The 24,574-nt window shown below is 39.3% G+C and carries 18 protein-coding genes, 1 tRNA gene and 2 rRNA genes; 11 read left to right on the top strand and 10 right to left on the bottom strand.

Annotated elements, in window-relative coordinates; translation table 11 throughout:
• Positions 1-31 precede the first annotated feature (31 nt).
• Together AC6BKE_RS06030 and AC6BKE_RS06025 are read right to left on the bottom strand one after the other, a co-directional pair.
• Entirely contained in the window at positions 32-370 is a 339-nt protein-coding gene (locus AC6BKE_RS06030; RefSeq protein WP_036119013.1) for a hypothetical protein, read from the bottom strand.
• Between the two features lie 470 nt (positions 371-840).
• Positions 841-916 (bottom strand) — tRNA-Asp (locus AC6BKE_RS06025).
• 150 nt (positions 917-1,066) lie between these two features.
• Between AC6BKE_RS06025 and opp3b the strand changes: the two genes are divergently transcribed.
• Genes opp3b through AC6BKE_RS06005 form a run of 4 tightly spaced genes read left to right on the top strand, consistent with a single transcriptional unit; the run spans position 1,067 to position 5,391 of the window.
• Positions 1,067-1,996 carry an oligopeptide ABC transporter permease gene (gene opp3b / locus AC6BKE_RS06020; protein ID WP_499856164.1) on the top strand — a complete coding sequence of 310 codons (930 nt, stop codon included), beginning with the start codon at positions 1,067-1,069 and terminating at the stop codon, positions 1,994-1,996.
• The gene (opp3C, locus tag AC6BKE_RS06015) at positions 1,993-3,024 is read left to right on the top strand and encodes an oligopeptide ABC transporter permease (protein WP_036119022.1); all 1,032 of its coding nucleotides are present in this window, start codon (positions 1,993-1,995) and stop codon (positions 3,022-3,024) included. Before opp3b ends, opp3C begins: the two co-directional genes overlap by 4 nt.
• A 13-nt stretch (positions 3,025-3,037) precedes the next feature.
• Positions 3,038-5,029 carry an ABC transporter ATP-binding protein gene (locus AC6BKE_RS06010; protein ID WP_089934215.1) on the top strand — a complete coding sequence of 664 codons (1,992 nt, stop codon included), beginning with the start codon at positions 3,038-3,040 and terminating at the stop codon, positions 5,027-5,029.
• Positions 5,026-5,391, top strand: a complete 366-nt coding sequence (locus AC6BKE_RS06005) for a DUF3899 domain-containing protein (protein WP_340812215.1) — start codon at positions 5,026-5,028, stop codon at positions 5,389-5,391. The genes AC6BKE_RS06010 and AC6BKE_RS06005 overlap by 4 nt, the downstream gene beginning before the upstream one ends.
• 423 nt (positions 5,392-5,814) lie before the next feature.
• Here the strand turns inward: AC6BKE_RS06005 and AC6BKE_RS06000 are convergent, their stop codons facing one another.
• Complete coding sequence (locus tag AC6BKE_RS06000; RefSeq protein WP_271911090.1) at positions 5,815-7,497, bottom strand: peptide ABC transporter substrate-binding protein; 1,683 nt, start codon at positions 7,495-7,497, stop codon at positions 5,815-5,817.
• A gap of 136 nt (positions 7,498-7,633) precedes the next feature.
• Between AC6BKE_RS06000 and AC6BKE_RS05995 the strand changes: the two genes are divergently transcribed.
• Positions 7,634-8,698 (top strand): M24 family metallopeptidase, encoded by a 1,065-nt coding sequence (locus tag AC6BKE_RS05995; protein WP_036119051.1) that lies wholly within the window; start codon positions 7,634-7,636, stop codon positions 8,696-8,698.
• 176 nt (positions 8,699-8,874) lie between these two features.
• A complete protein-coding gene (gene rpoN / locus AC6BKE_RS05990; RefSeq protein WP_058843568.1) occupies positions 8,875-10,161 on the top strand; it encodes an RNA polymerase factor sigma-54 in 1,287 nt (428 codons plus the stop codon).
• A gap of 68 nt (positions 10,162-10,229) precedes the next feature.
• Here the strand turns inward: rpoN and AC6BKE_RS05985 are convergent, their stop codons facing one another.
• From AC6BKE_RS05985 to AC6BKE_RS05965, 5 genes are read right to left on the bottom strand one after another with little or no spacing between them, the layout of a single operon-like run.
• Complete coding sequence (locus AC6BKE_RS05985; RefSeq protein ID WP_089934210.1) at positions 10,230-11,711, bottom strand: aldehyde dehydrogenase family protein; 1,482 nt, start codon at positions 11,709-11,711, stop codon at positions 10,230-10,232.
• 18 nt (positions 11,712-11,729) lie between these two features.
• On the bottom strand, positions 11,730-12,632 hold the full coding sequence (gene dapA, locus AC6BKE_RS05980; protein WP_058843566.1) for a 4-hydroxy-tetrahydrodipicolinate synthase: 903 nt from the start codon (positions 12,630-12,632) through the stop codon (positions 11,730-11,732).
• Between the two features lie 27 nt (positions 12,633-12,659).
• Positions 12,660-13,532, bottom strand: coding sequence for a proline racemase family protein (locus AC6BKE_RS05975; protein WP_342504383.1), 873 nt, complete (start codon positions 13,530-13,532; stop codon positions 12,660-12,662).
• 12 nt (positions 13,533-13,544) lie between these two features.
• Complete coding sequence (locus tag AC6BKE_RS05970; RefSeq protein ID WP_058843565.1) at positions 13,545-14,564, bottom strand: proline racemase family protein; 1,020 nt, start codon at positions 14,562-14,564, stop codon at positions 13,545-13,547.
• Entirely contained in the window at positions 14,561-15,742 is a 1,182-nt protein-coding gene (locus AC6BKE_RS05965; RefSeq protein ID WP_499856163.1) for an NAD(P)/FAD-dependent oxidoreductase, read from the bottom strand. Before AC6BKE_RS05965 ends, AC6BKE_RS05970 begins: the two co-directional genes overlap by 4 nt.
• Positions 15,743-15,895: 153 nt before the next feature.
• On the opposite strand from AC6BKE_RS05965, the gene AC6BKE_RS05960 reads away from it, so the two are divergent.
• From AC6BKE_RS05960 to AC6BKE_RS05940, 5 genes are all read left to right on the top strand, one after another.
• Positions 15,896-17,602, top strand: a complete 1,707-nt coding sequence (locus AC6BKE_RS05960) for a sigma-54 interaction domain-containing protein (protein WP_499856162.1) — start codon at positions 15,896-15,898, stop codon at positions 17,600-17,602.
• 141 nt (positions 17,603-17,743) lie between these two features.
• Positions 17,744-18,013, top strand: coding sequence for a (2Fe-2S)-binding protein (locus AC6BKE_RS05955; protein WP_058843564.1), 270 nt, complete (start codon positions 17,744-17,746; stop codon positions 18,011-18,013).
• A complete protein-coding gene (locus tag AC6BKE_RS05950) occupies positions 18,010-18,348 on the top strand; it encodes a (2Fe-2S)-binding protein (RefSeq protein ID WP_036119074.1) in 339 nt (112 codons plus the stop codon). The genes AC6BKE_RS05955 and AC6BKE_RS05950 overlap by 4 nt, the downstream gene beginning before the upstream one ends.
• Complete coding sequence (locus AC6BKE_RS05945; protein WP_089934205.1) at positions 18,341-19,561, top strand: NAD(P)/FAD-dependent oxidoreductase; 1,221 nt, start codon at positions 18,341-18,343, stop codon at positions 19,559-19,561. Before AC6BKE_RS05950 ends, AC6BKE_RS05945 begins: the two co-directional genes overlap by 8 nt.
• A gap of 262 nt (positions 19,562-19,823) precedes the next feature.
• Entirely contained in the window at positions 19,824-21,275 is a 1,452-nt protein-coding gene (locus AC6BKE_RS05940; RefSeq protein ID WP_499856158.1) for an alanine/glycine:cation symporter family protein, read from the top strand.
• Between the two features lie 34 nt (positions 21,276-21,309).
• Here the strand turns inward: AC6BKE_RS05940 and rrf are convergent.
• Positions 21,310-21,425 (bottom strand): 5S ribosomal RNA (rrf, locus tag AC6BKE_RS05935).
• Between the two features lie 187 nt (positions 21,426-21,612).
• A 23S ribosomal RNA gene (locus tag AC6BKE_RS05930) occupies positions 21,613-24,540 on the bottom strand.
• Positions 24,541-24,574: the final 34 nt, after the last annotated feature.

Raw genomic sequence — 24,574 nt, 5'->3', positions numbered from 1 at the left:
AAACACGTCTTCTCTTATGAAGACGTGTCAACTATCTATTGGAATGACCTTTTACAGCTATGATCTCTTTAGCAATTAATTTATCATCCTTAAATTTCACTATATAAGCCTGAGTCAACAGGGTTTCATCATTCCAACGATATTCATTATTTTTAACCTTTTTACCTGCGCCGCCTGCTGTCTCTACTACCTCAATATATGACATATCATTTTTTAATTTCTCAAATTCTACTTCGTTCATATTTTTTTGCCAGTGATACGTATTTGCTTCTTCAATCTCTATAATAGGATCTCCACAGCCTACCATCATAATCATGGAACCAATAAGCAAAGGTAAATAAAGACGTTTTAAGAAATGGTCTTTGCTCATATAAACACCTCCGTAGCCAATCCGATTACTTCTAAATTTTTACCCCTAATTTTTATTTTAGAAACATATCTCATTTTACCTTATAAAAACGCCCTCATTTATCGGTAATTTTTACTATTTTTAGATAATGTTAAAAATATGCAATAAGTTAGGCTCATGTCAATAATTCAATTAACTTCACTGGGATTGGGTGATTTTTTAGTAGCAGTAGAGGCGTTATTTAGGGCAATAGATGTTATTTTATTAAAACCAATGGGAGGTTGGTCATAAAGGCTTCAGAAATTGTAAAGCTTTTAGCCTCTATGTTTCTACCCTATGAACTGGGTCTTTATAAAATGATGCTTTCACAATTTCAACATAAGCTTGAATGCATTTCATGCTCAAATGCTAAGTTGAAAGAAAATCATTATTAAATAAAAAAAGCTCTTATGACTGTAGCAGTACATAAGAGCGATCATATCAATTTTAAATGGCGGTCCCGACCGGGATCGAACCGGCGATCTCCTGCGTGACAGGCAGGCATGTTAACCGCTACACCACGGGACCTCTTTAAGACATTTATAAATATATCATATAGTAAAAAGCTATGCAATATATATTTTCATATTTTTTCTTCACATAATTTCTTGCAATTGGCATCGATCTTGCAAATAAATTAATAGTTTTAACAACACTATTTAGTAGGAGGTTGGTGCCATGGTTCGGTACATATTTACACGAATTGGTTATATGATCATTACCCTTTTTATTATTATTCTACTGTCATTTTTATTAATGAAAGCTTTGCCAGGTTCACCATTTAATGATGAGCGTCTTCCAGAGTCTCAAAAAGAGCTACTTTACAAAAAATATGGGTTAGACAAGCCTGTTCCTGTGCAATTTGGCATTTATTTAACGAATCTTGTACAAGGAGATTTAGGAGTTTCTTTTGTCTTTGATAATCGACCAGTGACTAAAATTATTCAGGAACGTATCGGTGCATCGGCAATTTTGGGCTTTCAAGCCATTATCGTGGGAACAATTATTGGGCTTTTATTAGGAATTATAGCGGCTCTAAAACACAACACTATTATTGACTATGGAGCCACAATACTAGCCGTACTAGGTATATCGATTCCATCGTTTGTCTTTGCAGGCTTTCTACAATATTGGGTTGGCGTTAAACTAGGCTGGCTACCCATTGCCTTTTGGAATGGCTTTGAATATTCTATTTTACCAACGATTGCTTTAGCAGTTGGAGTAGTTGCTACAATTGCTCGTTTCACGCGTATTGAAATGCTAGAAGTACTTAGTCAAGAATACATCTTAACCGCAAAAGCCAAAGGATTATCAAATCCTTTTATCATTACAAAACATGGTATTCGAAATGCCATGATTCCAATCGTGACTATTATTGGTCCGTTAACTGTTAACACTATTACTGGTTCACTTGTTATTGAAAAGATATTCAGTATTCCAGGTTTAGGTGAGCAGTTTGTTAATTCTATTATTACCAACGATTATCAGCTAATTATGGGAACAACTATTTTTTATGCGGTGCTATTTGTAACCGTTATTTTAATCATCGATATTTTATACGGGTTGATTGATCCCCGAATCCGTGTGACAGGAGGCGATAGGGCATGACTATAAAATTAACAGAAGGTATAACTAAGAGCTATTCAAAGGAGTTATTTGAATATGCATCGCAAACTGATATTACGGATGATATCACCTATCGTCCTGAGCAATCATTTTGGCAAGATGCATGGCGTGGTTTGCGGAAAAATAAAGCAGCTATTGTTGGGTTATGTACTATTATCGTCGTTCTATTACTTGCCATTTTCGGCCCTTTTATGAATAGCCACGGTTATGATGAACAAAATATTGCGCGCACTAATTTACCTCCAAAAATTCCTGTCCTTGAGAATATTTCTTTCTTAGGCTTGAATGGTGTTGATAGCCGAGGCGTAGACCAATATGAAGCAAAAGGGATTGCAGAATATTTTTGGTTTGGTACAGATGAATTAGGTCGAGATCTTTGGACGCGTATATGGGAAGGAACACGAATTTCTCTTTATATTGCTTTTTTAGCAGCAACCATCGATCTCATTATAGGGGTTGCCTATGGGGCTGTCTCAGCATTTTATGGTGGTCGGACAGATAATATCATGCAACGTATTATTGAAGTGTTAGTTGGTATCCCTGGCCTAATTGTGAACATACTTCTGATTCTTATTTTAAAGCCAGGGATTATTTCGATTACGATTGCAATGGTGATTGTAGGCTGGATCAGTATGGCTCGAATTGTTCGAGCACAAATATTGAAGTTAAAATCATATGAATATGTGCTTGCTTCACGAACACTTGGTGCTAGTAACCAACGTCTCATTTGGAAGCATTTAATTCCCAACACACTTGGGCCAATTATTGTTGCAACTACGTTTACTATTCCAGGAGCCATTTTCACGGAAGCATTATTAAGCTTCATCGGATTAGGGCTACAGCCTCCAACAGCTTCTTTAGGAACAATTGTCAATGATTCGTATAAATTACTACGAATTTATCCACATGGCATGATTGTTTCATCTATTGTCATTAGTTTGATTATGATTAGCTTTAATTTACTCGGGGATGGACTGCGTGATGCATTCGATCCAAAAACTCGTAAATAAGGAGATGCTCTAAATGAAAAAAATATTAGAAGTGAAAAATTTAAGTGTCTCATTCAACACATACAACGGTGAGGTACAAGCAGTACGCAACATATCATTTGATTTATTTGAAGGTGAAACCTTAGCCATTGTAGGCGAGTCTGGCTCAGGAAAATCAGTTACTTCTAAAAGCCTTCTTCGCCTCAATCCAACTGAGACAACGATATTAAAAAGTGGACACATTTTATATAACGGACATAATATTTTTACTTGCAGTGAGCAAAAAATCCGAGCAATTCGTGGAGCTGAAATAGCCATGATATTTCAAGATCCAATGACTGCTTTAAACCCTACGATGACGATTGGTCGCCAAATAGCAGAAAGTATAAAGAAACATACAACTTTACGTGGCCAACAAATTACTAACCGTGTTATAGAACTATTGCAACTAGTCGGTATTAAAGAAGCTGATAAACGATATAAACAGTACCCACACCAATTTTCTGGAGGGATGCGCCAACGAATAGTGATTGCCATGGCGCTAGCTTGTGAGCCGCGCATCATTATTGCCGATGAGCCTACTACAGCACTAGATGTTTCGATCCAAGCACAAATTTTAGAATTACTAAAAAACATACAACAAAAAATGAATTTATCGATTATCTTTATTACCCATGATTTAGGTGTTGTCGCCAAAATGGCTGATCGTGTTGCTGTTATGTATGCTGGAAAAATAATTGAAATTGGCTTAGTTGATGAAATTTTTTATCATTGTCAACATCCTTATACACAAGGCCTACTTGCAGCCATGCCTAATCCAGATATTGATACCAATTCATTGTATGCCATTCCAGGAACACCACCAAACCTGCTTCAGCCACCTACTGGAGATGCCTTTGCAGCTCGTAATAAACATGCATTGAAAATTGACTTTATAGAGGAGCCACCGATGTTTCAAATAAGCGACACTCATTTCGCAGCAACTTGGTTATTGCATAAACACGCACCTAAAATAGTACCGATTCATCAACAGCCTACACAGGTACAGCAAGAGAAAAGTAAAGCACCCACTGTATTCGATAAAGAACATCCATATTTATCATTAAAGGAGGTCAAGCAGCACTTTTCTTTAGGAAAAAACACTGTTAATAAAGCTGTTGATGGCATTACGTTCGATATTTATAAAGGAGAAATTTTTGGTCTAGTGGGAGAATCAGGATGTGGTAAATCTACAACTGGACGTTCCATAATTGGACTCAATTCGATTACTAGCGGAGAAATTCACGTTGATGGTCGTAATATCAATGACAATCAAACAAAAAAAGACAAACTAACTTTCAATAGCAAGGTGCAAATGATTTTCCAAGATCCCTATTCTTCCCTTAATCCGCGTATGAAAATAGCGGATATTATTGCAGAAGGATTGGCCATCCATGAAGTACCAAAAAGTGAATGGAAGCCCAAAATATATGAGCTATTAAAAATAGTAGGATTAACAAAGGAGTATGCAAACCGTTATCCTCACGAGCTTAGTGGTGGACAACGTCAGAGGATTGGTATTGCACGTGCTCTTGCTGTAGAACCTGAGCTCATCATTGCAGATGAACCTATTTCTGCGTTGGACGTGTCCATCCAGGCACAAATAGTGAATCTACTGAAAAAGTTACAAAAGGAACGTGGATTGACCTATCTTTTTATTGCACATGACTTGTCGATGGTGAAATATATTAGTGATCGTATTGGTGTGATGTATCGAGGAAAAATCGTTGAGCTAGCAGACAGTCAAGAGCTCTATGATCACCCAGTACACCCTTATACGAAGTCATTATTATCAGCCATTCCATTGCCAGATCCTAAGTTAGAGCGAGAACGCAAACGCATTATTTTTAATGAAGCTACCTATCAAGCTAGCAGAAATTATGAGAGTGAAAGCTTTGTAGAGATACGGCCTGGTCACTTTGTTATGCTGACAGAAGAAGAGCTTGTCCAATACCGTCTAGCACAAGAAGGAGGTATATCACTTTGAATATAAAGGTCACAGCCCTACTTGCTAGCTGTATTGTCATAAGTTCCCTTAGCTATACTTGGCTCCTCCATCAACCAATAACTTTTTTAACATTGATCAACAATATTTTCCTTATTTCACTTTCATTCACTATTGTAGGTGCATCATTATTTGTTGTGCAAGGTGGGCTTTTTAATGGTATCGCCTATAGTTTTAAACGTTTTTTTGCACGTGTCACTAAAAATGGTGCCTATGCCTTTGAATTAGATGGAGATTTAGAATTTGTTCATGCACCTTCCTACACCTTCACTTATCCACTATTACTAGCGGGTATACTTGGCTGTTCCGCAACAGCCATTTTATCGATAGTTTTCTATCTATAAATGAAAAACAAAACCATCAATAGAATTTTGTGAAAGGTGAAAAAGGATTTCCGTTGCAGGTTAATTGCTTTCCTGTGGTTGAGCGCCGAGCCGCTTCGCTCAAATGTTTCTTTTTAGCAAAGTTTTTTAAATAAAGTCTGGTAGAGGGGTGTTGTCACTCATCACTTCTCCACATTGAAAATAAGAGGCTATCTACAAATAATGGGCTATTTTGCTCGCTACGGCTCGTATGAAAGATAAGGAAAGACGCTTTTGCATATGGCGAGACTCTGGAGCAAACGCAGTGAGTGAAGCAGCTCATCGGACGCTGGCGGAACGGAAATCACCCCCTCGCCTTTCAAAATAGCTTTTTCTGCCGTTGACATCGCCCTTTTTCAACAACATGAAAAAATGCTGTCCTCCGAAAGTAGAGGACAGCATTTTTTAGTTTACAATTTCTACCCATTTATAGCTTATGTCAGCTGAGAATGGATGCTCATATAAATTTTTCACGTATGGTTTTGTCAAACGACTTAACCCTTTTTGAAATGTTGGAGCGAATGCTACGTCTTCCATCATTAATTTTTCAGCTTGCTGCATAAGTTCCCAGCGCTCCATAACATCAGAGGTAGTTTTCGCTTGTTTTATTAATGCATCCACTTTTTCATTTTTATAGTTGGATTGATTATAATAAGCTGTTGATTCAAATAATTCAATGTAAGTCATAGGATCTTGATAGTCAGGACCCCAACCGCCATAGTCTAAGTCAAAATCAACAGCCCCCTCTAATGCAAGTTTTTGCTTATTAGGCTGCATATTAATTGTTAGCTCTAAGCCTTCTAAATTCGTCTCTAATTGATTTTTAATAAATTCAGCAGCTTTCTTAGATTCTGCACGGTCATATGTTAAAAACTCCAGTTTTACTTGGTCTACACCAAGTTCCTTTTTGCCAGTAGCCCATAGTTCCTTCGCTAATTCGATATCTGTTTTATTCATATCACCGTTTCCATCGCGGAAGTCATTCCCCTTGTCATCTGTTGATAATCCCTGTGGTACTAAATAATAAGCAGGAATAGAACCATCCTGTAATATCACATCAGCAAAGCCTTGTTTATCCCATGCCAAATCAATGGCTTTACGAATGTTTTGATTAGCTAAATATTGATTTTCGTGATTTATACGAATAAAATACGTATTTGGCTTTAAAAACGTTGAATACTCTGGACTGTCTTTATATTGAGCGACATACTCACTCGATAACTCGGCAGTGTCTATTTCACCAGCCTCATAGAGATTGACAGCCGTTGCTGTATCTTTGACAATTTTTTGTGTGATTTTAGTAAGCTTGACAGTGTCTTTATCCCAATAACTTTCATTTTTGACGAACGTCCATCCTTGCCCATGTTGCCAAGATTCCATCTGGAAAGGACCATTATAGATCATATTAGCCGCTTCTAGCGCATATTGATCGCCTTGGGATTCTGTAAATTCTTCATTTAATGGGAAAAACGGTGCATAAGTCGTTAAGCTAATAAAATACGGAATAGGCGCATTTAGTTGCACTTCTAATGTTTCATCGTTTAACGCCTTAATACCAATTTCCTCTACCTTTCCATAAAGTGGGTCCTCTTCTGTTTGAACATTGGCCGCATTTTTTATATCCAACATTAAGTAAGAATAAATTGCTTGTGTTTCTGGGTTTATAGCTCTTTTCCAAGCATATTCAAAATCATGTGCTGTAACTGGAGACCCATTACTCCACACTGCATCCTTGCGTATTTTAAATGTATAAACTGTACCATCCTCAGAAACTTCATGTGACTCTGCCATACCCGGAACTGGTGTATTTTCAGGCCCTATACGATATAACCCCTCGAACACAGAGTTCATTGCCGTCACAGCAAGTGCATCTACACTCCCCAATGAGCTCATTGTCGTTAAATCACCTGTTGCAACTAAATGAAGCTCTTGTGCAGCAGTATTGTCGCCTTCATCAGTAGATGCATTGTCTGATTCATTACTATTTGTAGTATTTCCAGAAGTATTGTTTTCTTTCCCGTAACAACCGACCAATACAATGAGCATTAATCCTAACAATACGACAAGCCATTTTGTTTTTTTAGCCATCCTCAAAACCCCTTTGATTTTATTGCACGAATGAAATCGCACTATAAAAATCTATGCAATTTTCATGCCGACGCCAAATATTTTTAAAATTGGCACAGATTTTGCATTATAATTTCACTAAAGGGGGAATGACAACATGTCAAAATTAGAACAATTACGAAATGCTTTACAAGCACAAGATACAAGCGCAATGATTATCACAAATGCACAAAACCGACGTTATCTAACAGGATTTACTGGAAGTGCAGGAACGGTTGTAGTAACTAATAGGCGCGCACTTTTATTAGTGGACTTCCGCTACACACAACAAGCAACGGAGCAAAGTAAAACTTTCGAGGTTCATGAGATTGATCGCAACCGTATATATGAAACGATTCAAGAGATTTTAGATCAAGATTCAATCCAATCAGTTGGCTTTGAACAACATCACGTAACTTATTACGCCTATCAATTAATGGCTAATAAATTGACAGCAACATTAAAGCCTTTATCTAATATTGTGGAAAATTTACGTATGATTAAGACACCAGAAGAAATTGAAATAATTAAGAAGGCAGCTTGGATTTCAGATGAGGCATTTAAGCATATTTTAACATTCATTAAACCGGGTGTTTCAGAAATCGAAATTGCCAATGAATTGGAATCCCATATGCGAAAAAACGGTGCAACTAGTGCTGCATTTGATATGATTATCGCTTCAGGTCATCGCTCTGCTCTACCACATGGTGTAGCATCTTCAAAAATAATTGAGCAAGGTGACATGCTAACACTTGATTTTGGTGCTTATTATCAAGGCTATCGTTCTGACATGACAAGAACTATTGCTGTTGGTGAGCCACCTGAACAATTAAAAGAAATATATCAAATTGTTTATGATTCCTTGCAACATGCTCTTTCTAATATGAAAGCTGGTATGACAGGGCAAAATGCAGATAGCTATACACGTGACTACATTACAGCTAAAGGCTATGGGGACAATTACGGACATGGAGCAGGACATGGCATCGGCTTAGATATCCATGAAAATATATTCATGTCGTCAGTTTGTGAAGACATCTTAGAAGAGAATATGGTACTTACAGTTGAGCCAGGCATTTACGTTCCACAAGTTGGCGGTGTTCGCATAGAAGATGATGTCATCATTACAAAAGACGGTGTAGAAGTGATCACACACTCACCAAAAGAACTCATTATTTTATAATTTCTTTACACTTATCCTATAGATGTTTACTTTTTTTACACTTTTTAAAAACCTTTCATTTCAACATTTTGAGCTTTTTATTGGAAGCTTATAATATATTTCGTTGCACATGTCAAAATTTCTTGTCACTATATTTTCTAAGGTTAGATAGATTGATAGAGAATCGAGGTTTTATTATGCAACTTTCTATTAAGCAAACACAAGAATTACAAATCGTTATGTCTGCCCAACTTCGTCAGGCAATCGAGCTACTCCAATATTCAACTCAGGAATTAGAACAATATATACGTGAACAAGAACTCGTTAATCCTTTAATTGAATTAAGTGAACCAACACTTAAAGACCATCTACAGATTCCAAAAATGAGTAGCAGACATCTTGATATTATGCATCTTGCCACAAAATGTGAAAAAAATGTTCGTGATGAACTATTCCAACAGGTCAGGCTAACATTTTCTAACGAAAAGGACATTCAACTCTTAAAACATATTATTTATCATTTAGATGACAATGGTTATTATGAGCATTCAACACAAACGTCTTATAATGACCTAGAAATTGAAAAGGGCATTCATTTATTACAAACAATTGGTCCCTTAGGAATTGGTGCACGCAATTTGAAGGAATGTTTACTATTGCAAACCATTTATTGTCATAACAGCCCTGCTCATGCTGAAACCGTTATTTCTAATTATCTAGAAGAGCTTGCCAATAAGAAGTGGAAACAAATCTCAAAAGAGCTGGATATATCGCTAAGTGACTTACAAATGATCTATCTTTTTATACAATCACTACAGCCAAAGCTGAGCTCATTATTTTATCAAGAGTTGGTACATACGACGATACCAGATATCATTGTTGATATCGTTGATGGTGGGATTACCTTTTCGTTAAATGATTATTATTTACCAAAAATTAATATTCACGCTGACTACTTTCCTTATATAAAAACGCATTCCTCAGAGAAGAGTTATTTTAAAAAACACTTAACTGACTACCACTGGTTAGTTAACAGCATTGAACAACGTCGAAATACAATGATCAATATCATGAAGGCACTTATTGAAAAACAAAAGAAGTTTTTTCTATATGGCTTTGATGCCATGCAACCACTTACGTTGCGTGAAATTGCTGACCAAATAGATGTTCATGAATCAACGGTTAGCCGCATTACAACGAATAAATATGTACAAACTGCTTTTGGCACATTTGAATTAAAAGAATTATTCACCTCTAAATTGTCAACAGCAAATGGTCATAGTGTGTCGCAAATAAAGGTGAAGTCATTGCTGTCAGACTATATAAAATCTGAAAATAAAGCAAAGCCCTTCTCTGATCAAAAAATAGCTGAGTATTTTAACTCTGCGTTGGGAATTGAAATATCTCGTCGTACCATAGCCAAATATCGCGAGGACATGAACATACCTTCCTCTGCTAGACGTAAAATAAACCAGTTTAAATAATGAGAAAAGGAGCTATCTATTGGGGTAGCTCCTTTTCCATCTAAACAAATTTAAAGCAGACTCACTTATTATTGCTTCATATTGACAAATACACTTTTCACCTCAGTATAATTGGACAAACCATATTCGCCGCCCATTTCACGACCAATACCTGACTGTTTATAGCCACCAAATGGCATCGTTTCCCATTCTAAGCCAAAATCATTAATCCATACTGTTCCTGCCTGTAGTTTACTAGCAATATAATGTGCTTTTTTTACATTTTCTGTCCAAATGCTTGCAGCAAGTCCATACTTACTATTATTAGCACGCACGATCACTTCTTCTATTGTTTCAAACGATAGAATAGACATAACAGGTCCGAAAATCTCCTCCTGAGCAATCGTCATCGTGTCCTGTACATCAGCAAAGATAGTTGGTTGTACAAAAAATCCCTTTTGGAGTGCTCGATTACCACCAGCTACTAAGCGAGCACCCTCTTCTTTTCCTTTTTCAATAAAACCAAGGACTGTATTTAATTGCTTTTGTGACACTAACGGGCCCATTTCTGTTTCCGGATCTAGTCCTGGTCCTACCTTCAATGCCTTAGCCTTTTCTGCAAGTCGTTCAACAAATTGATTGTATAGACTACTATGCACAAATACTCGTGTACATGCGCTACAGTTTTGGCCGTGATTGTACATCGTTCCAGCAAAAGTTCCCTCTATTGCTTCCTGTACATCTGCATCTGGTAACACAATAGCAGGAGATTTCCCTCCAAGCTCTAATGTTACACTTTTCACTTCATCAGCTGCCTTTTTCATCACGTGGATTCCAGTTTTTGTTGATCCAGTGAAGGCTACTTTAGCTACACCTTTATGTGTAACAATAGCTTCTCCAGCTTCTCCCGTACCCGGTACAATATTTACTACACCATTTGGAAAACCAGCTTGTTTCATTAATTGCCCTACATATAATAATGATAATGGCGTTTCAGCCGCTGGTTTGATGACAATCGTACACCCTACAGCTAACGCTGCACCTAGCTTCCATGCCGCCATTGCAAGAGGGAAATTCCAAGGAATAATTTGACCTACAACACCAACAGGCTCATGTACAATATAATTTAAGTAATCCTTGGATACTTGTACAGTCTGTCCTGTAATTTTTGTCGCCCACCCTGCATAATAACGGAAATGCTGAACAGTGCCATCCACATCATCTGCGAGAGCAGTTTGATATGGTTTACCATTGTCTATTGATTCAAGCTGTGCTAGCTCTTCACGATGTTCTTCTAGTAAATCTGCCAATTTATAAATAATTCGTGAGCGTTCAGCTGCCTCCATCGTTGACCATGCACCATCAAATGCTTTTTGAGCAGCTTCTACTGCAAGATCAATATCTTCTGCCTGTGCTTCGCTTACTACAGCAATGACCTCTTCATTAGCAGGATTTAGAACATTCAATGTTTTACCTGATTGAGCTTGCATGTATTCACCGTCGATATACAAGCCGATTGTGGACTGTAGAAATTCCTTTACTTGTGGTTTTAATGTCAACACTGCCTCCATCATTCATCCCCCTTTGCATTAATAATGTTCAATTGCCAGTACGTCTAAATTAGTCATAATTGCTTTAAGTTGGGCATCTTCTTCCTCTGTTAGTGGGAGTCGTGGTAGACGACATGGTCCCCCTGCCCATCCTTTTAGTTCCATTGCACGTTTAGTGATTTGTACATATTTACCTGATCCCTCTAAAAATGCACATAAAGGTAATAAACGATCATAAATTGCCCAAGCTGCCTCTAAATTTCCTTCTTTTACTTGACTATATAACTTTGTGACAAGCTCTGGCACAATATTTCCAGATACAGAAATCCACCCAACAGCCCCAACTAAAAATGATTCTATGGCTAAGTCCTCTGAACCACAAAATACTTTAATATTATCTTGGCCTTGACGTACGATATCACGCGCTTTTCCAATACTGCCGCTCGATTCCTTAATGTGTGTAATATTTGGAACATCTCTACCTACTTTTAAAATCGTTTCTAAACCAATATCTACCCCCGAAGTAAACGGATTATTATAGATCATAATAGGGAAGCTTACAGATTCGGCTACTGATTTAAAATGAACATATATTTCCTCATCTTTTGGGTGTGCATAATAGGAATTAATCAATAATGCTGCGTCTGCGCCGGCCAGTTCAGCCTGCTGTGTATAGGTGATAGCCTCTGCAGTTGTCTCAGCAGCTGTACCAACAATCAATGTAATTCGCCCTTTAATTTGATCTACAGCTACTTCTACTGCTTTAAACCGTTCTTCTTTCGTTAAACTTACAAATTCGCCTGTACTACCGTTAATAGCAATACCTGTTACCCCTGCTTCAATAAAATGTTCAATATTTTGACGGAAACCATCCCAATCAATGTCCGTTTGGTTTTTCATCGGTGTTACTAATACCGGAAATACACCTTCTAATTTTTTCATCTTTTTTTCCTCCTCTATCCTCTTTTATTACACTATGATAAATCCATGCTGCAAAGGATCTTCACGGTCCACTACAAATTGATGGATTCCTGTGATATATCCTGTTAATGCAATTTCATAGCCAGCTTCATGCTTTTGACTAATTTCAATGCTGCTACCAAAAATACTGTCATTTTTTTTGACAGCTTCTTCCCCTAAAACTGCTAGTAACGCCAATGTACTGTCTACACCAGGTGAACGTAATATATAGCCATCTCGCTCAAAGGTAACTGACCGTACTGAACTGTCTAGCTGTTCATACATAATGACACCATCTGCTGTACTATATTTCTCACTTTCTAGTAATCCCCACGTACTGATTTCTGCTAATTCATCTAGAACAATTGCCTTTAATTGCTGTGGTTTTTCTACAACAAAGTAGCGGCGCTCATTATCGATAATTACTTGGTCACCTTCTATATGCGCTGGCTTCAATGTCAAATGAACTGATAAAACAGTATCTTTCGGTTCAGAAAGTTTTACATAGGCTTCATAAACACCTTTTACTGTTTCAATAGAGTAAATATTATCTCTTGAAAGCTCTATTATTCCTTGCTCAATCAACGCTGTCATTGTGGCTACAAGTGCTTCATACTTAAAATTTGTAGAAGCCGAATGTTGGAAAAATAATAGTCGATAGGATGCAATAGCTGATGGTAAAACAAGACAGCCATTCATTCCACGGTGTCCTCTAGGTTCATTCAGAAGCAATTGTTTTGTATCTTCGAATTGCGTATTTAAAGCATGAGCCGCTTCCATAATATTTTCATGCGCAAGCATGATTGGTGATTGCACAATAATACGAAAGGCTTCTCCCACTACTTGTGTATCGATCGTTTGAAAAGACTTATGAAAATTCATGCTTATCCTCCCTTAGTGATCCATTGGCGGAATCATCAAATAGCCCTCTTTCAGTGGATCCTGATTATTGTAAAAGAATCGATGCATACCCATAACCCAGGCAGATCCTGTTACCTCTGGAATAACAGCGGTTAGGCCACTAATAGCTACTTCTTCTAGTACACGTGCTTTAAACATTGTCCCCACAATACTTTCATAGACGAAGGACTCATTGAGAGCAAGCTCATTTTTTGAATAGAGTGTAGCAATTTTTGCGGATGTACCAGTGCCACAAGGGGAACGGTCAATCCCTCCTGGTGGAACAACAACTGTATTTTTTAAATCTGCTAATGGATTGACTGGGTCTGTATAAAACTCAATATGTGTAAGTCCATGGATAAATGGGAATTCTGGATGGACAATATCTTCCTTAGCATTCACAGCATTGCGGAGACGAATAGCTGTGTTAATAATTTTCGTTGAATTGTCTACAGCTAAGTTTAGATTGATTTTTCTAGCATCTATAATGCCGTAAAAGTTCCCTCCATAAGCTATTTCACATTCCACTACACCTAATTCAGAATCATTTATTTCAATCGTTTTTAATAGAAAGGATGGTACATTTTTAAATGTCACTTCCTTCGCTACGCCATCCACTACTTTAATCTTTACATCAATTAAACCTGCAGGTGTGTCCAATTTTATGTTTGTATAAGGTGTATTAACCTCTATTAAATTTGCTTCAATAAGTGCTGTACAAACGCCTATTGTGTCATGTCCACACATCGGCAAGTAACCACCTGTTTCTATATAAATCACTCCAAAATCTGCTTCGGGATGGCAAGGATCTGTAATGATAACACCTGACATCACACTATGTCCTCGGGGTTCATTCATAAGAAATTTTCGAATCCAGTCAAAATTCTCTTGCATAAATAACATTTTTTCAGACATTGTTTTGCCTTCAAGCTTAGGCATACCGCTTATTAATGAACGTGTTGGATTCCCACCTGTATGGGTATCAATTGTTGTAAAGAGCTTTTGAAATTTCATTTGTGAAGTACTCCTTTCTGGAAACGACTAAGATGAACTGGTTCAGTAGGAATGCATGTATCTTTGTACTGTAGTAATTCTTGGATAAGCTTCCCAGTAACTGCAGCCAAGCTAATTCCATCTCCTTCATGACCTGCCGCAATATAGAAACCAGGCACTTCTTCTACTTCACAAATAATAGGTAAATGATCTTCCGTCCATGGTCTTAACCCTGCATATGTACGAATAATCGACATATCAGCGATTTTTGGATAAAAACGTACAGCACGTCTAGCAATCATTTTTGCCACATCATGATTCACCTTTGTGTCAAATCCTACAAATTCACGACTACTTCCTATTAAAAAATTCTGTGCCTCTGTCGGTTCAAACACTAAGGCTACTCCATACTTTTCAATATCCTCATCCACTTTACGCTCTCCACCAAACTTTGAAATTAAATAACCAAATTCCATAACTTTTCTTAGCCCTACTGGTTGCTGACGTGATGCGACCAGTATATGACCTTTGCGAGGTTTAATGGGAATATCAACACCAAGCATTTGACCAATAAACGGTGCCCAAATCCCGCAAGCATTAATGACTCTATTGGCAGTTATCCATCCCTCATTCGTTTCAAGCAAAAATGTATGATCTGGCTGTTTCTTAATATGTTTGACCTCTGTTTGTTTTTTTACCTTTGCCCCTAACTTCTCAGCTGAGTGAAACATAGAAAATGTCAGCATATATGGGTTCACTGTTGAATCAGTTTTACATTCCAAACCACCGTATAGGTCATCTGCAAAGTATTTTGACTCGTTCCGCAAGTCCTCACGATCTAACATAGTAAAATCGAGCCCCGCCTCTTGTTGGCGATTAACCCATTGCTGTGCAGCCTCCATCTCTAGTTCACTTTCACAAACAAGGATGCTACCCGGATTCCGATATTCAAAGCTCATATCTAACTCTCTATTTAGCTCATGAACCAATCTTTGACTGACTAAAGACATTTGACTGTCAAAGCCAGGATCTTTATCAATAGCTAAAATATTGCCATCACAACGAGAAGAAGTCCCACTCGCAAGTTCATTTTTTTCAAGTATTGTGATATCTAGGCCGGCCTTTGAGCAATAATAAGCTATTGCTCCACCAATAATGCCACCACCAATAATTACGATATCATGATGGGATTTCTTCATATCTCCCTCCTCCTCTCTATTCATGACTGTATGATGCAAAAAACATGCCAATCTATCAAACTGGAATTTGTTTGATAAACTAGGCACTATGTGTCAAAATTATTTATATTATTCAAAATTATTGGACAAATGAACAATGAGGGAGGACTTATCTTGCATCCATATCATTTCATAATGAATAAAATTTTAAAACGTAACTTTGCTATTACAACTACTGAAGACATTGTGTCCAAAATAAACGATGCTAGCAAACAATTTTTTGTTATTGAAAATAATAAACCCTATGGAGCAGTTCGCGGTAAAAGAAAAAATGATGTTCACTATGTTGCCTGTCATACCATCCAGTCGAATTGCCCGCTCAAAACCGCCATTGAATACATGAAGGACTACGAATTTTTATTAGTCTATAATGAGGAAAAACAATATTTAGGATATTTATGGAGAGAGTCCTTAGCATACGACCTTGCTTATGAATTAGAATGTGGCAATGCTTATTTACAAACCATTTTAGACACAATAAATGAATCATGTACTGTCATTGATGCTGAACAAAATGTTGTTTATTGGACGAAGGGAGCAGAAAGCATTTTTTCTGTGTCTGGAGAAAATATTATTGGAAAGCCCATCACTCAATTTTTCAAAGAAGATCAACTAGAAATTTTACATACTTTACAGCATAGAAAATCTGTTTATCAACAGCAGCATTTTCCTCGGGAAGATCTCGTCGTCATGATCAATTCAAACCCTGTTATGCTGCATGATAAGACAATTGGGGCAGTCGTTGCTGAAACTGATATTACCCATGTCAAAAAATTAAACGAAGAGCTTCATCTTACATCTGAAAAATTATTGAATTTAGAGAAACAGATGAATACTAATGGCTTAGCCTATGATCCATTTACACTTATTCGTGGCAATAGTCCAAAGCTTAAAGAAGTATTAGAAAAAGTAAAAAAGGTAGCAGAAACCGAGGCAAATATTTTAATTTACGGAGAGAGTGGAGTTGGTAAAGAACTGTTTGCACGTGCAGTTCATGCCATTCGAGAAAAGCCTGAAGCACCATTTGTCGCTATCAATTGTGGAGCCATTCCTAGTGGCTTATTTGAAAGTGAGATATTTGGTTATGAAAAAGGAGCTTTTTCTGGAGCCCATCAAAAAGGAAAAAAAGGTAAAGTAGAGCTTGCACGTGGAGGTACTTTATTTTTAGATGAAATTGGTGAAATGCCGCTAGAAATGCAAGTAAAGATTTTGCGATTGCTACAGGAAAAAACGTTTTATACAGTTGGCGGTACAAAGGAAATGGACGTTGAATTTAATTTAGTAGCTGCTACTAATAGAGATTTAAAGCAATTAGTGGCAGAAGGAAAATTCAGAGAGGATTTATATTATCGACTGAATGTGGTGAATTTCACAGTTCCCCCGCTTCGAGAGCGAGCATCAGATATTTTAGAAATTAGCAATTATTTCTTATATGAAAAATCGATTAAATATAATCGACCTATTCAAGGAATCCCAACTGAAATAGCCAATGTTCTTTTAAAATACCAATGGCCAGGCAATGTACGGGAATTATCTAACGTTATTGAGCGACTTGTTGTATTTTCTGATGAGGGAGCCATTCATATGGAAGACTTACCTACGGATATTTTAGCAGCTATGCCAAAAGATGAAAAGTTGGAAGTTAAGAGGGATTTTCCTCTAGGGACAGAGCTTAACAATCAACTTGAACATTATGAACGGGAAATTATTTTAGAACAGCTTGCCAAAGTAAATGGTAATAAAAAAACATGCGCTAAAAACTTAGGCATTACTCGTGCCACTTTATACAATCGATTAAAAAAATTAAACATAGATGTCTAACTTTTTAAAATAAATGTCAATGTTTCTATACACTACTTTCACATATGTCTATAAAATCATTTTCTTAGCGACTTTCTTTTTTCTGGCATAGTTTTTGCATTATCTAGTATGGAAAGTATTTCATATAGTAGAGGTGGAACTATGCAAAATAAATCGATGATTGTATGTCGTTGTGAAGAAATTAGTTACGATGAATTAATAGAAAGCGCATCAAAATATAAGTGCTCTGCACGAGAACTGAAGTTACGAACACGTGCAGGAATGGGCTATTGCGGTGGCCGTACATGCCGTACTATGGTAGATAATATTGCTCATCTTCATCATCCACGTACAAATGATGAAATTTCATTAAAACATCAGGCACCCATTCGACCAGTGCGATTCTCCGATTTAGGGGAGGTTAAATCATGACAGAACGTATAATTACCCACCCCGTTTTAGGGAATTTAATCCAAAAAGAAAAAATAACTTTTACTTTTGACGATCAGGTAATTGAAGGTTACAAAGGTGAATCCCTAGCTGCTGCATTGCTAGTACAAGGAATCCGCACTTTACGTTTGCACGAAGAAACAGGGCAGCCTCGAGGCATTTATTGTAATATTGGTCACTGCTTTGAATGCCGTGTCAATATAAACGGCTTGGACGGCGAGCGAGCATGCTTAACCCCTATTTCAGATGGGATGGTTGTAAAAAGTGGGCAGCCGCTTCCTACGACAGTAAGGGACTGGAGGAAGAACCATGAATAATAAAGTAATTATAATTGGAGCTGGTCCTGCCGGGCTTGCGGCGGCCATTACATTGGCGGAAAAAAATATTGCTGTCCTTGTTATCGATGAATATTTATATGCTGGCGGGCGATTACTTGGACAATTATATGAAGAGAAGCCAGGAACATGGTGGAATGGTATTGTGGAATCTGAACGTTTATTAAAACGAGCTAAAGCAGTCAATGTTGAATTTTTACTACAAACAAGTGTATCCGATTTAGAAAAAGTGGATCAAACGTGGATCATCCACACAACCAAAGGTATATTTCGTACCCAACATCTGCTATTAGCTACTGGAGCTGCCGAATCACCTTTCCCAATTCCAGGCTGGACTCTACCAGGTGTAATGTCTGTTGGAGCAGCACAAGTAATGACAAATGTGCATCGTGTGAAGCCTGGTAAACGGGGAGTCATTGTCGGGGTCAATGTACTATCTTCTGCTATTGCGATGGAATTACAATTAGCAGGGGTTCAAGTAGCAGCTATCACATTACCTCCCTCTAACTTGTTAGCGAAGAAGAATAGTAATCCTTTAGAGGTTATGAACTCCTTATTACATGTAGCTCATATGGCTCCCTCCCCTCTTGTTAAAATGGGCAGCAAATTGATGAAAAATGACTTTATGAAAAAGCTCGGTATTTCCTTTTATCCCAAAAATGGTGTGAAAATGTGGGATATACCTATTATGTTGCGTAAAGCTGTTATTGAAATCGTCGGTAAAGATCAAGTTGAAGGGGTCGTTTTAGCAACAGTGAATACAGATGGCTCTCTTGTTAAAGGTAGCGAACAACGAATCAAAGCAGATTTTATTTGTATCGCTGGCGGCCTATACCCTTTAGCAGAACTTGCCTCTTTAGCTGGTTGTCCATTCCATTATATCGAAGAATTAGGTGGGTTCATTCCTTTACATAATGAACAAATGGAAACTAATTTAGAGGGGTTGTATGTCGCTGGAAATATTACGGGCATTGAAGGAGCCAAGGTAGCATTAGCACAAGGAAAAGTTGCTGGCCTTACAATTGCTCAACGTCTCAATGCAGGAGCCTCAAAGTATGATATTAAGCTTGCTATCCAAGATGTTGAAAAAACAAGAGCTACTGCACATATTCAATTTCATCCTGAAATTTCAGCCGGTCGTCAACAGATGAAACAAATTTGGGATGAATCTGTTGGACCGCTTACGATTCATTAAAAATGCCTATTAAAGAATAAAAGTCTTTTTCTCATCTTCATGAGTAAAAGGCTTTTTTGCTTTATGGCATAAAACATGCAATACATATGATGTGATTAAAAATCGTGAAAGGAGGTTTTGATTCTTAAACAATATGCCATATATGTACCTTCCATAATATTGAATTACTGATTTGTGTGACAAAATGGATGCTGCTGTATAGTACACAATTTCTTGGGTGGGAATTTCGGGTTTTGATTGAAGAAAACAAGGGGGAAAATCTATGGAGACAATCGTTAATACATTGGTCGATTATATTTGGGGGAATGCACTCGTATACTTAGCATTAGGTGTGGGTCTTTACTTTACCATCCTGACAAAAGCTGTTCAATTTCGTTATATTCCTGAGATGATTCGTTTATTACGTGAACGTAAAGAATCAAAAGAAGGAATCTCGTCGTTCCAAGCTTTTTGTATGGCATTGTCTGGACGAGTTGGTGTTGGTAATATCGCAGGTGTGGCTACGGCCATTGCTGCTGGTGGACCAGGCGCAGTATTTTGGATGGGTGTTATGGCATTTCTAGGGGGTGCAAGTGCATTTATAGAATCTACCCTTGCCCAATTATATAAAGAAAAGGCTGATGGTCAGTATCGTGGTGGTTCACCATACTATATTGAAAAGGGTTTAAAACTAAAAGGCTTTGCTATATTTGTTGCGTTTGTTATCTGTCTTTCATATGGTGTTCTAGTGCCAGGGATCCAGGCAAACACAATTGCCACTTCATTTAATACTGCTTTTCATATTCCACCATTTATAACAGGCGCGGTGATTGTTGTTCTTTTGGGATTAATCATATTTGGTGGTGTTAAACGTATAGCTCGTGTTGCTGACAAAATTGTTCCTATCATGGCACTTGCCTACGTCATTTTAACACTTATCATATTAGGGGCTAATGTGAGTGAAATTCCAGGTATGTTTAAACTTATTATTACAAGTGCTTTTGGTACTAATGAAATCTTTGGGGGTATAGTTGGTACTGCAATCGCCTGGGGTGTAAGACGCTCCGTATTTTCAAATGTAGCTGGAGCTGGAGAAGCAACATTTAGTTCTGCTGCTGCTGAAGTATCTCATCCTGCTAAACAAGGCTTAGTTCAGGGTTTCTCAATCTATATTGATACAATCATTGTATGTACTGCTACAGCATTAATGATTCTCATTACAGGTATGTATAATGTTACTCCTCCTGGAACAACGGCACCGTTAGTTGAAAATATCCCAGGCGTCGTGGCAGGTACTGCTTATACACAAGCAGCAGTATCTACAGTATTCCATGATTTTGGAAGTGGATTCGTGGCTATTGCCATCTTCCTCTTCGCATTCACCACTCTAATGGCATACTACTATATTGCAGAGACAACAATTGTTTATTTAGATAATAAGCTACGCTTCCCCATTTTGAAATTAGTATTAAAAATAATCTTCTTACTCGTTGTTTATGTCGGAAGTGTACAATCGGTCAGTCTTATGTGGGGGCTTGGAGATATTGGATTCGGAAGTATGAGTTATTTAAACTTTATTGCGATTGTATTATTAACCAAACCAGCCATTCAAGTTTTGCGAGATTATGATCGACAAAAAAAGGCTGGTCTCGATCCTATTTTTGATCCAAGAGAAGTTGGAATTAAAAATGCTGAATTCTGGATAGAATATAGCAACAATCATAAACGGAAATAAAAAAACAGTCAGCATACAGCTGACTGTTTCTATTGCCTAGCGACGTCCTACTCTCACAGGGGGAAGCCCCCAACTACCATCGGCGCTAAAGAGCTTAACTTCCGTGTTCGGTATGGGAACGGGTGTGACCTCTTTGCCATCATCACTAGACTATGGTCGGCTTTCAAGATACATCGTATTTCTTCGTCAGCTTCTGTCGTTCAGTCAGTCACGTACTTGAGTACGCTCCTTCCCTCTCTCCATTGCTTCCTCGAACTACTCGTATCTTGAAACCCTTCATAAAAGAAATTATTCTTTCAAAACTGGATAAACGGTTCATTGAATGGTTCAAACATTTTTGGTTAAGTCCTCGATCGATTAGTATTCGTCAGCTCCATGTGTCACCACACTTCCACCTCGAACCTATCTACCTCATCGTCTTTGAGGGATCTTACTTACTTGCGTAATGGGAAATCTCATCTTGAGGGGGGCTTCATGCTTAGATGCTTTCAGCACTTATCCCGTCCACACATAGCTACCCAGCGATGCCTTTGGCAAGACAACTGGTACACCAGCGGTGTGTCCATCCCGGTCCTCTCGTACTAAGGACAGCTCCTCTCAAATTTCCTACGCCCACGACGGATAGGGACCGAACTGTCTCACGACGTTCTGAACCCAGCTCGCGTACCGCTTTAATGGGCGAACAGCCCAACCCTTGGGACCGACTACAGCCCCAGGATGCGATGAGCCGACATCGAGGTGCCAAACCTCCCCGTCGATGTGGACTCTTGGGGGAGATAAGCCTGTTATCCCCGGGGTAGCTTTTATCCGTTGAGCGATGGCCCTTCCATGCGGAACCACCGGATCACTAAGCCCGTCTTTCGACCCTGCTCGACTTGTAGGTCTCGCAGTCAAGCTCCCTTGTGCCTTTACACTCTACGAATGATTTCCAACCATTCTGAGGGAACCTTTGGGCGCCTCCGTTACCTTTTAGGAGGCGACCGCCCCAGTCAAACTGTCCGCCTGACACTGTCTCCTGCCCCGCTAAGGGGCATGGGTTAGAATTTCAATACAACCAGGGTAGTATCCCACCGACGCCTCCTTCGAAGCTGGCGCTCCGAGATCTCTGGCTCCTACCTATCCTGTACAAGTTGTACCAAAATTCAATATCAGGCTACAGTAAAGCTCCACGGGGTCTTTCCGTCCTGTCGCGGGTAACCTGCATCTTCACAGGTACTATAATTTCACCGAGTCTCTCGTTGAGACAGTGCCCAGATCGTTACGCCTTTCGTGCGGGTCGGAACTTACCCGACAAGGAATTTCGCTACCTTAGGACCGTTATAGTTACGGCCGCCGTTTACTGGGGCTTCAATTCGCAGCTTCGCTTGCGCTAACCACTCCTCTTAACCTTCCAGCACCGGGCAGGCGTCAGCCCCTATACGTCACCTTACGGTTTTGCAGAGACCTGTGTTTTTGCTAAACAGTCGCCTGGGCCTATTCACTGCGGCTCTCATGCGCTTGCACGCTCAAGAGCACCCCTTCTCCCGAAGTTACGGGGTCATTTTGCCGAGTTCCTTAACGAGAGTTCTCTCGCACACCTTAGGATTCTCTCCTCGACTACCTGTGTCGGTTTGCGGTACGGGCACCTCTCACCTCGATAGAGGCTTTTCTTGGCAGTGTGAAATCAGGAACTTCGTCCATACGGACTCGCCATCACAGCTCAACGTTACAGTGTGCGGATTTGCCTACACACACGCCTTACTGCTTGGACGCGCATAACCAACAGCGCGCTTACCCTATCCTACTGCGTCCCCCCATTTCTCAAACGGTGAGGAGGTGGTACAGGAATATCAACCTGTTGTCCATCGCCTACGCCTATCGGCCTCGGCTTAGGTCCCGACTAACCCTGAGCGGACGAGCCTTCCTCAGGAAACCTTAGTCATACGGTGGACGGGATTCTCACCCGTCTTTCGCTACTCATACCGGCATTCTCACTTCTAAGCGCTCCACCAGTCCTTCCGGTCTGACTTCAACGCACTTAGAACGCTCTCCTACCACTGACATCGTAGATGTCAATCCACAGCTTCGGTGAATCGTTTAGCCCCGATACATTTTCGGCGCAGCGTCACTCGACCAGTGAGCTATTACGCACTCTTTAAATGATGGCTGCTTCTAAGCCAACATCCTGGTTGTCTGTGCAACGCCACATCCTTTTCCACTTAACGATTACTTTGGGACCTTAGCTGGTGGTCTGGGCTGTTTCCCTTTTGACTACGGATCTTATCACTCGCAGTCTGACTCCCGTGTATAAATATCTGGCATTCGGAGTTTGTCTGAATTCGGTAAACCGGGATGGCCCCCTAGTCCAAACAGTGCTCTACCTCCAGTATTCTCATCACGAGGCTAGCCCTAAAGCTATTTCGGAGAGAACCAGCTATCTCCAAGTTCGATTGGAATTTCTCCGCTACCCACACCTCATCCCCGCACTTTTCAACGTGCGTGGGTTCGGGCCTCCAGTAAGTGTTACCTTACCTTCACCCTGGACATGGGTAGATCACCTGGTTTCGGGTCTACGACCACGTACTATTTCGCCCTATTCAGACTCGCTTTCGCTGCGGCTCCGCCTTCTAAAGCTTAACCTCGCACGTAATCGTAACTCGCCGGTTCATTCTACAAAAGGCACGCTATCACCCATTAACGGGCTCTAACTACTTGTAGGCACACGGTTTCAGGATCTCTTTCACTCCCCTTCCGGGGTGCTTTTCACCTTTCCCTCACGGTACTGGTTCACTATCGGTCACTAGGTAGTATTTAGCCTTGGGAGATGGTCCTCCCGGATTCCGACGGAATTTCACGTGTTCCGCCGTACTCAGGATCCACTCAGGAGAGAACGAACTTTCGACTACAGGGCTTTTACCTGCTCTGGCGGACCTTTCCAAGTCGCTTCATCTAACTCGCTCTTTTGTAACTCCGTATTGAGTGTCCTACAACCCCAAGAGGCAAGCCTCTTGGTTTGGGCTCTTCCCGTTTCGCTCGCCGCTACTCAGGGAATCGATTTTTCTTTCTCTTCCTCCAGGTACTTAGATGTTTCAGTTCCCTGGGTCTGCCTTCAAGACGCTATGTATTCACGTCAAGATACTACGCGATTAAACGTAGTGGGTTCCCCCATTCGGAAATCTCCGGATCAAAGCTCACTTACAGCTCCCCGAAGCATATCGGTGTTAGTGCCGTCCTTCTTCGGCTCCTAGTGCCAAGGCATTCGCCGTGCGCCCTTAATAACTTAACCTAACGGCTTTCAATACACATCACATTTCGTTGTC

The organism is Lysinibacillus sp. COL-1 (genome assembly GCF_059814265.1).
This window is presented reverse-complemented; position numbering and strand designations above follow the sequence as displayed.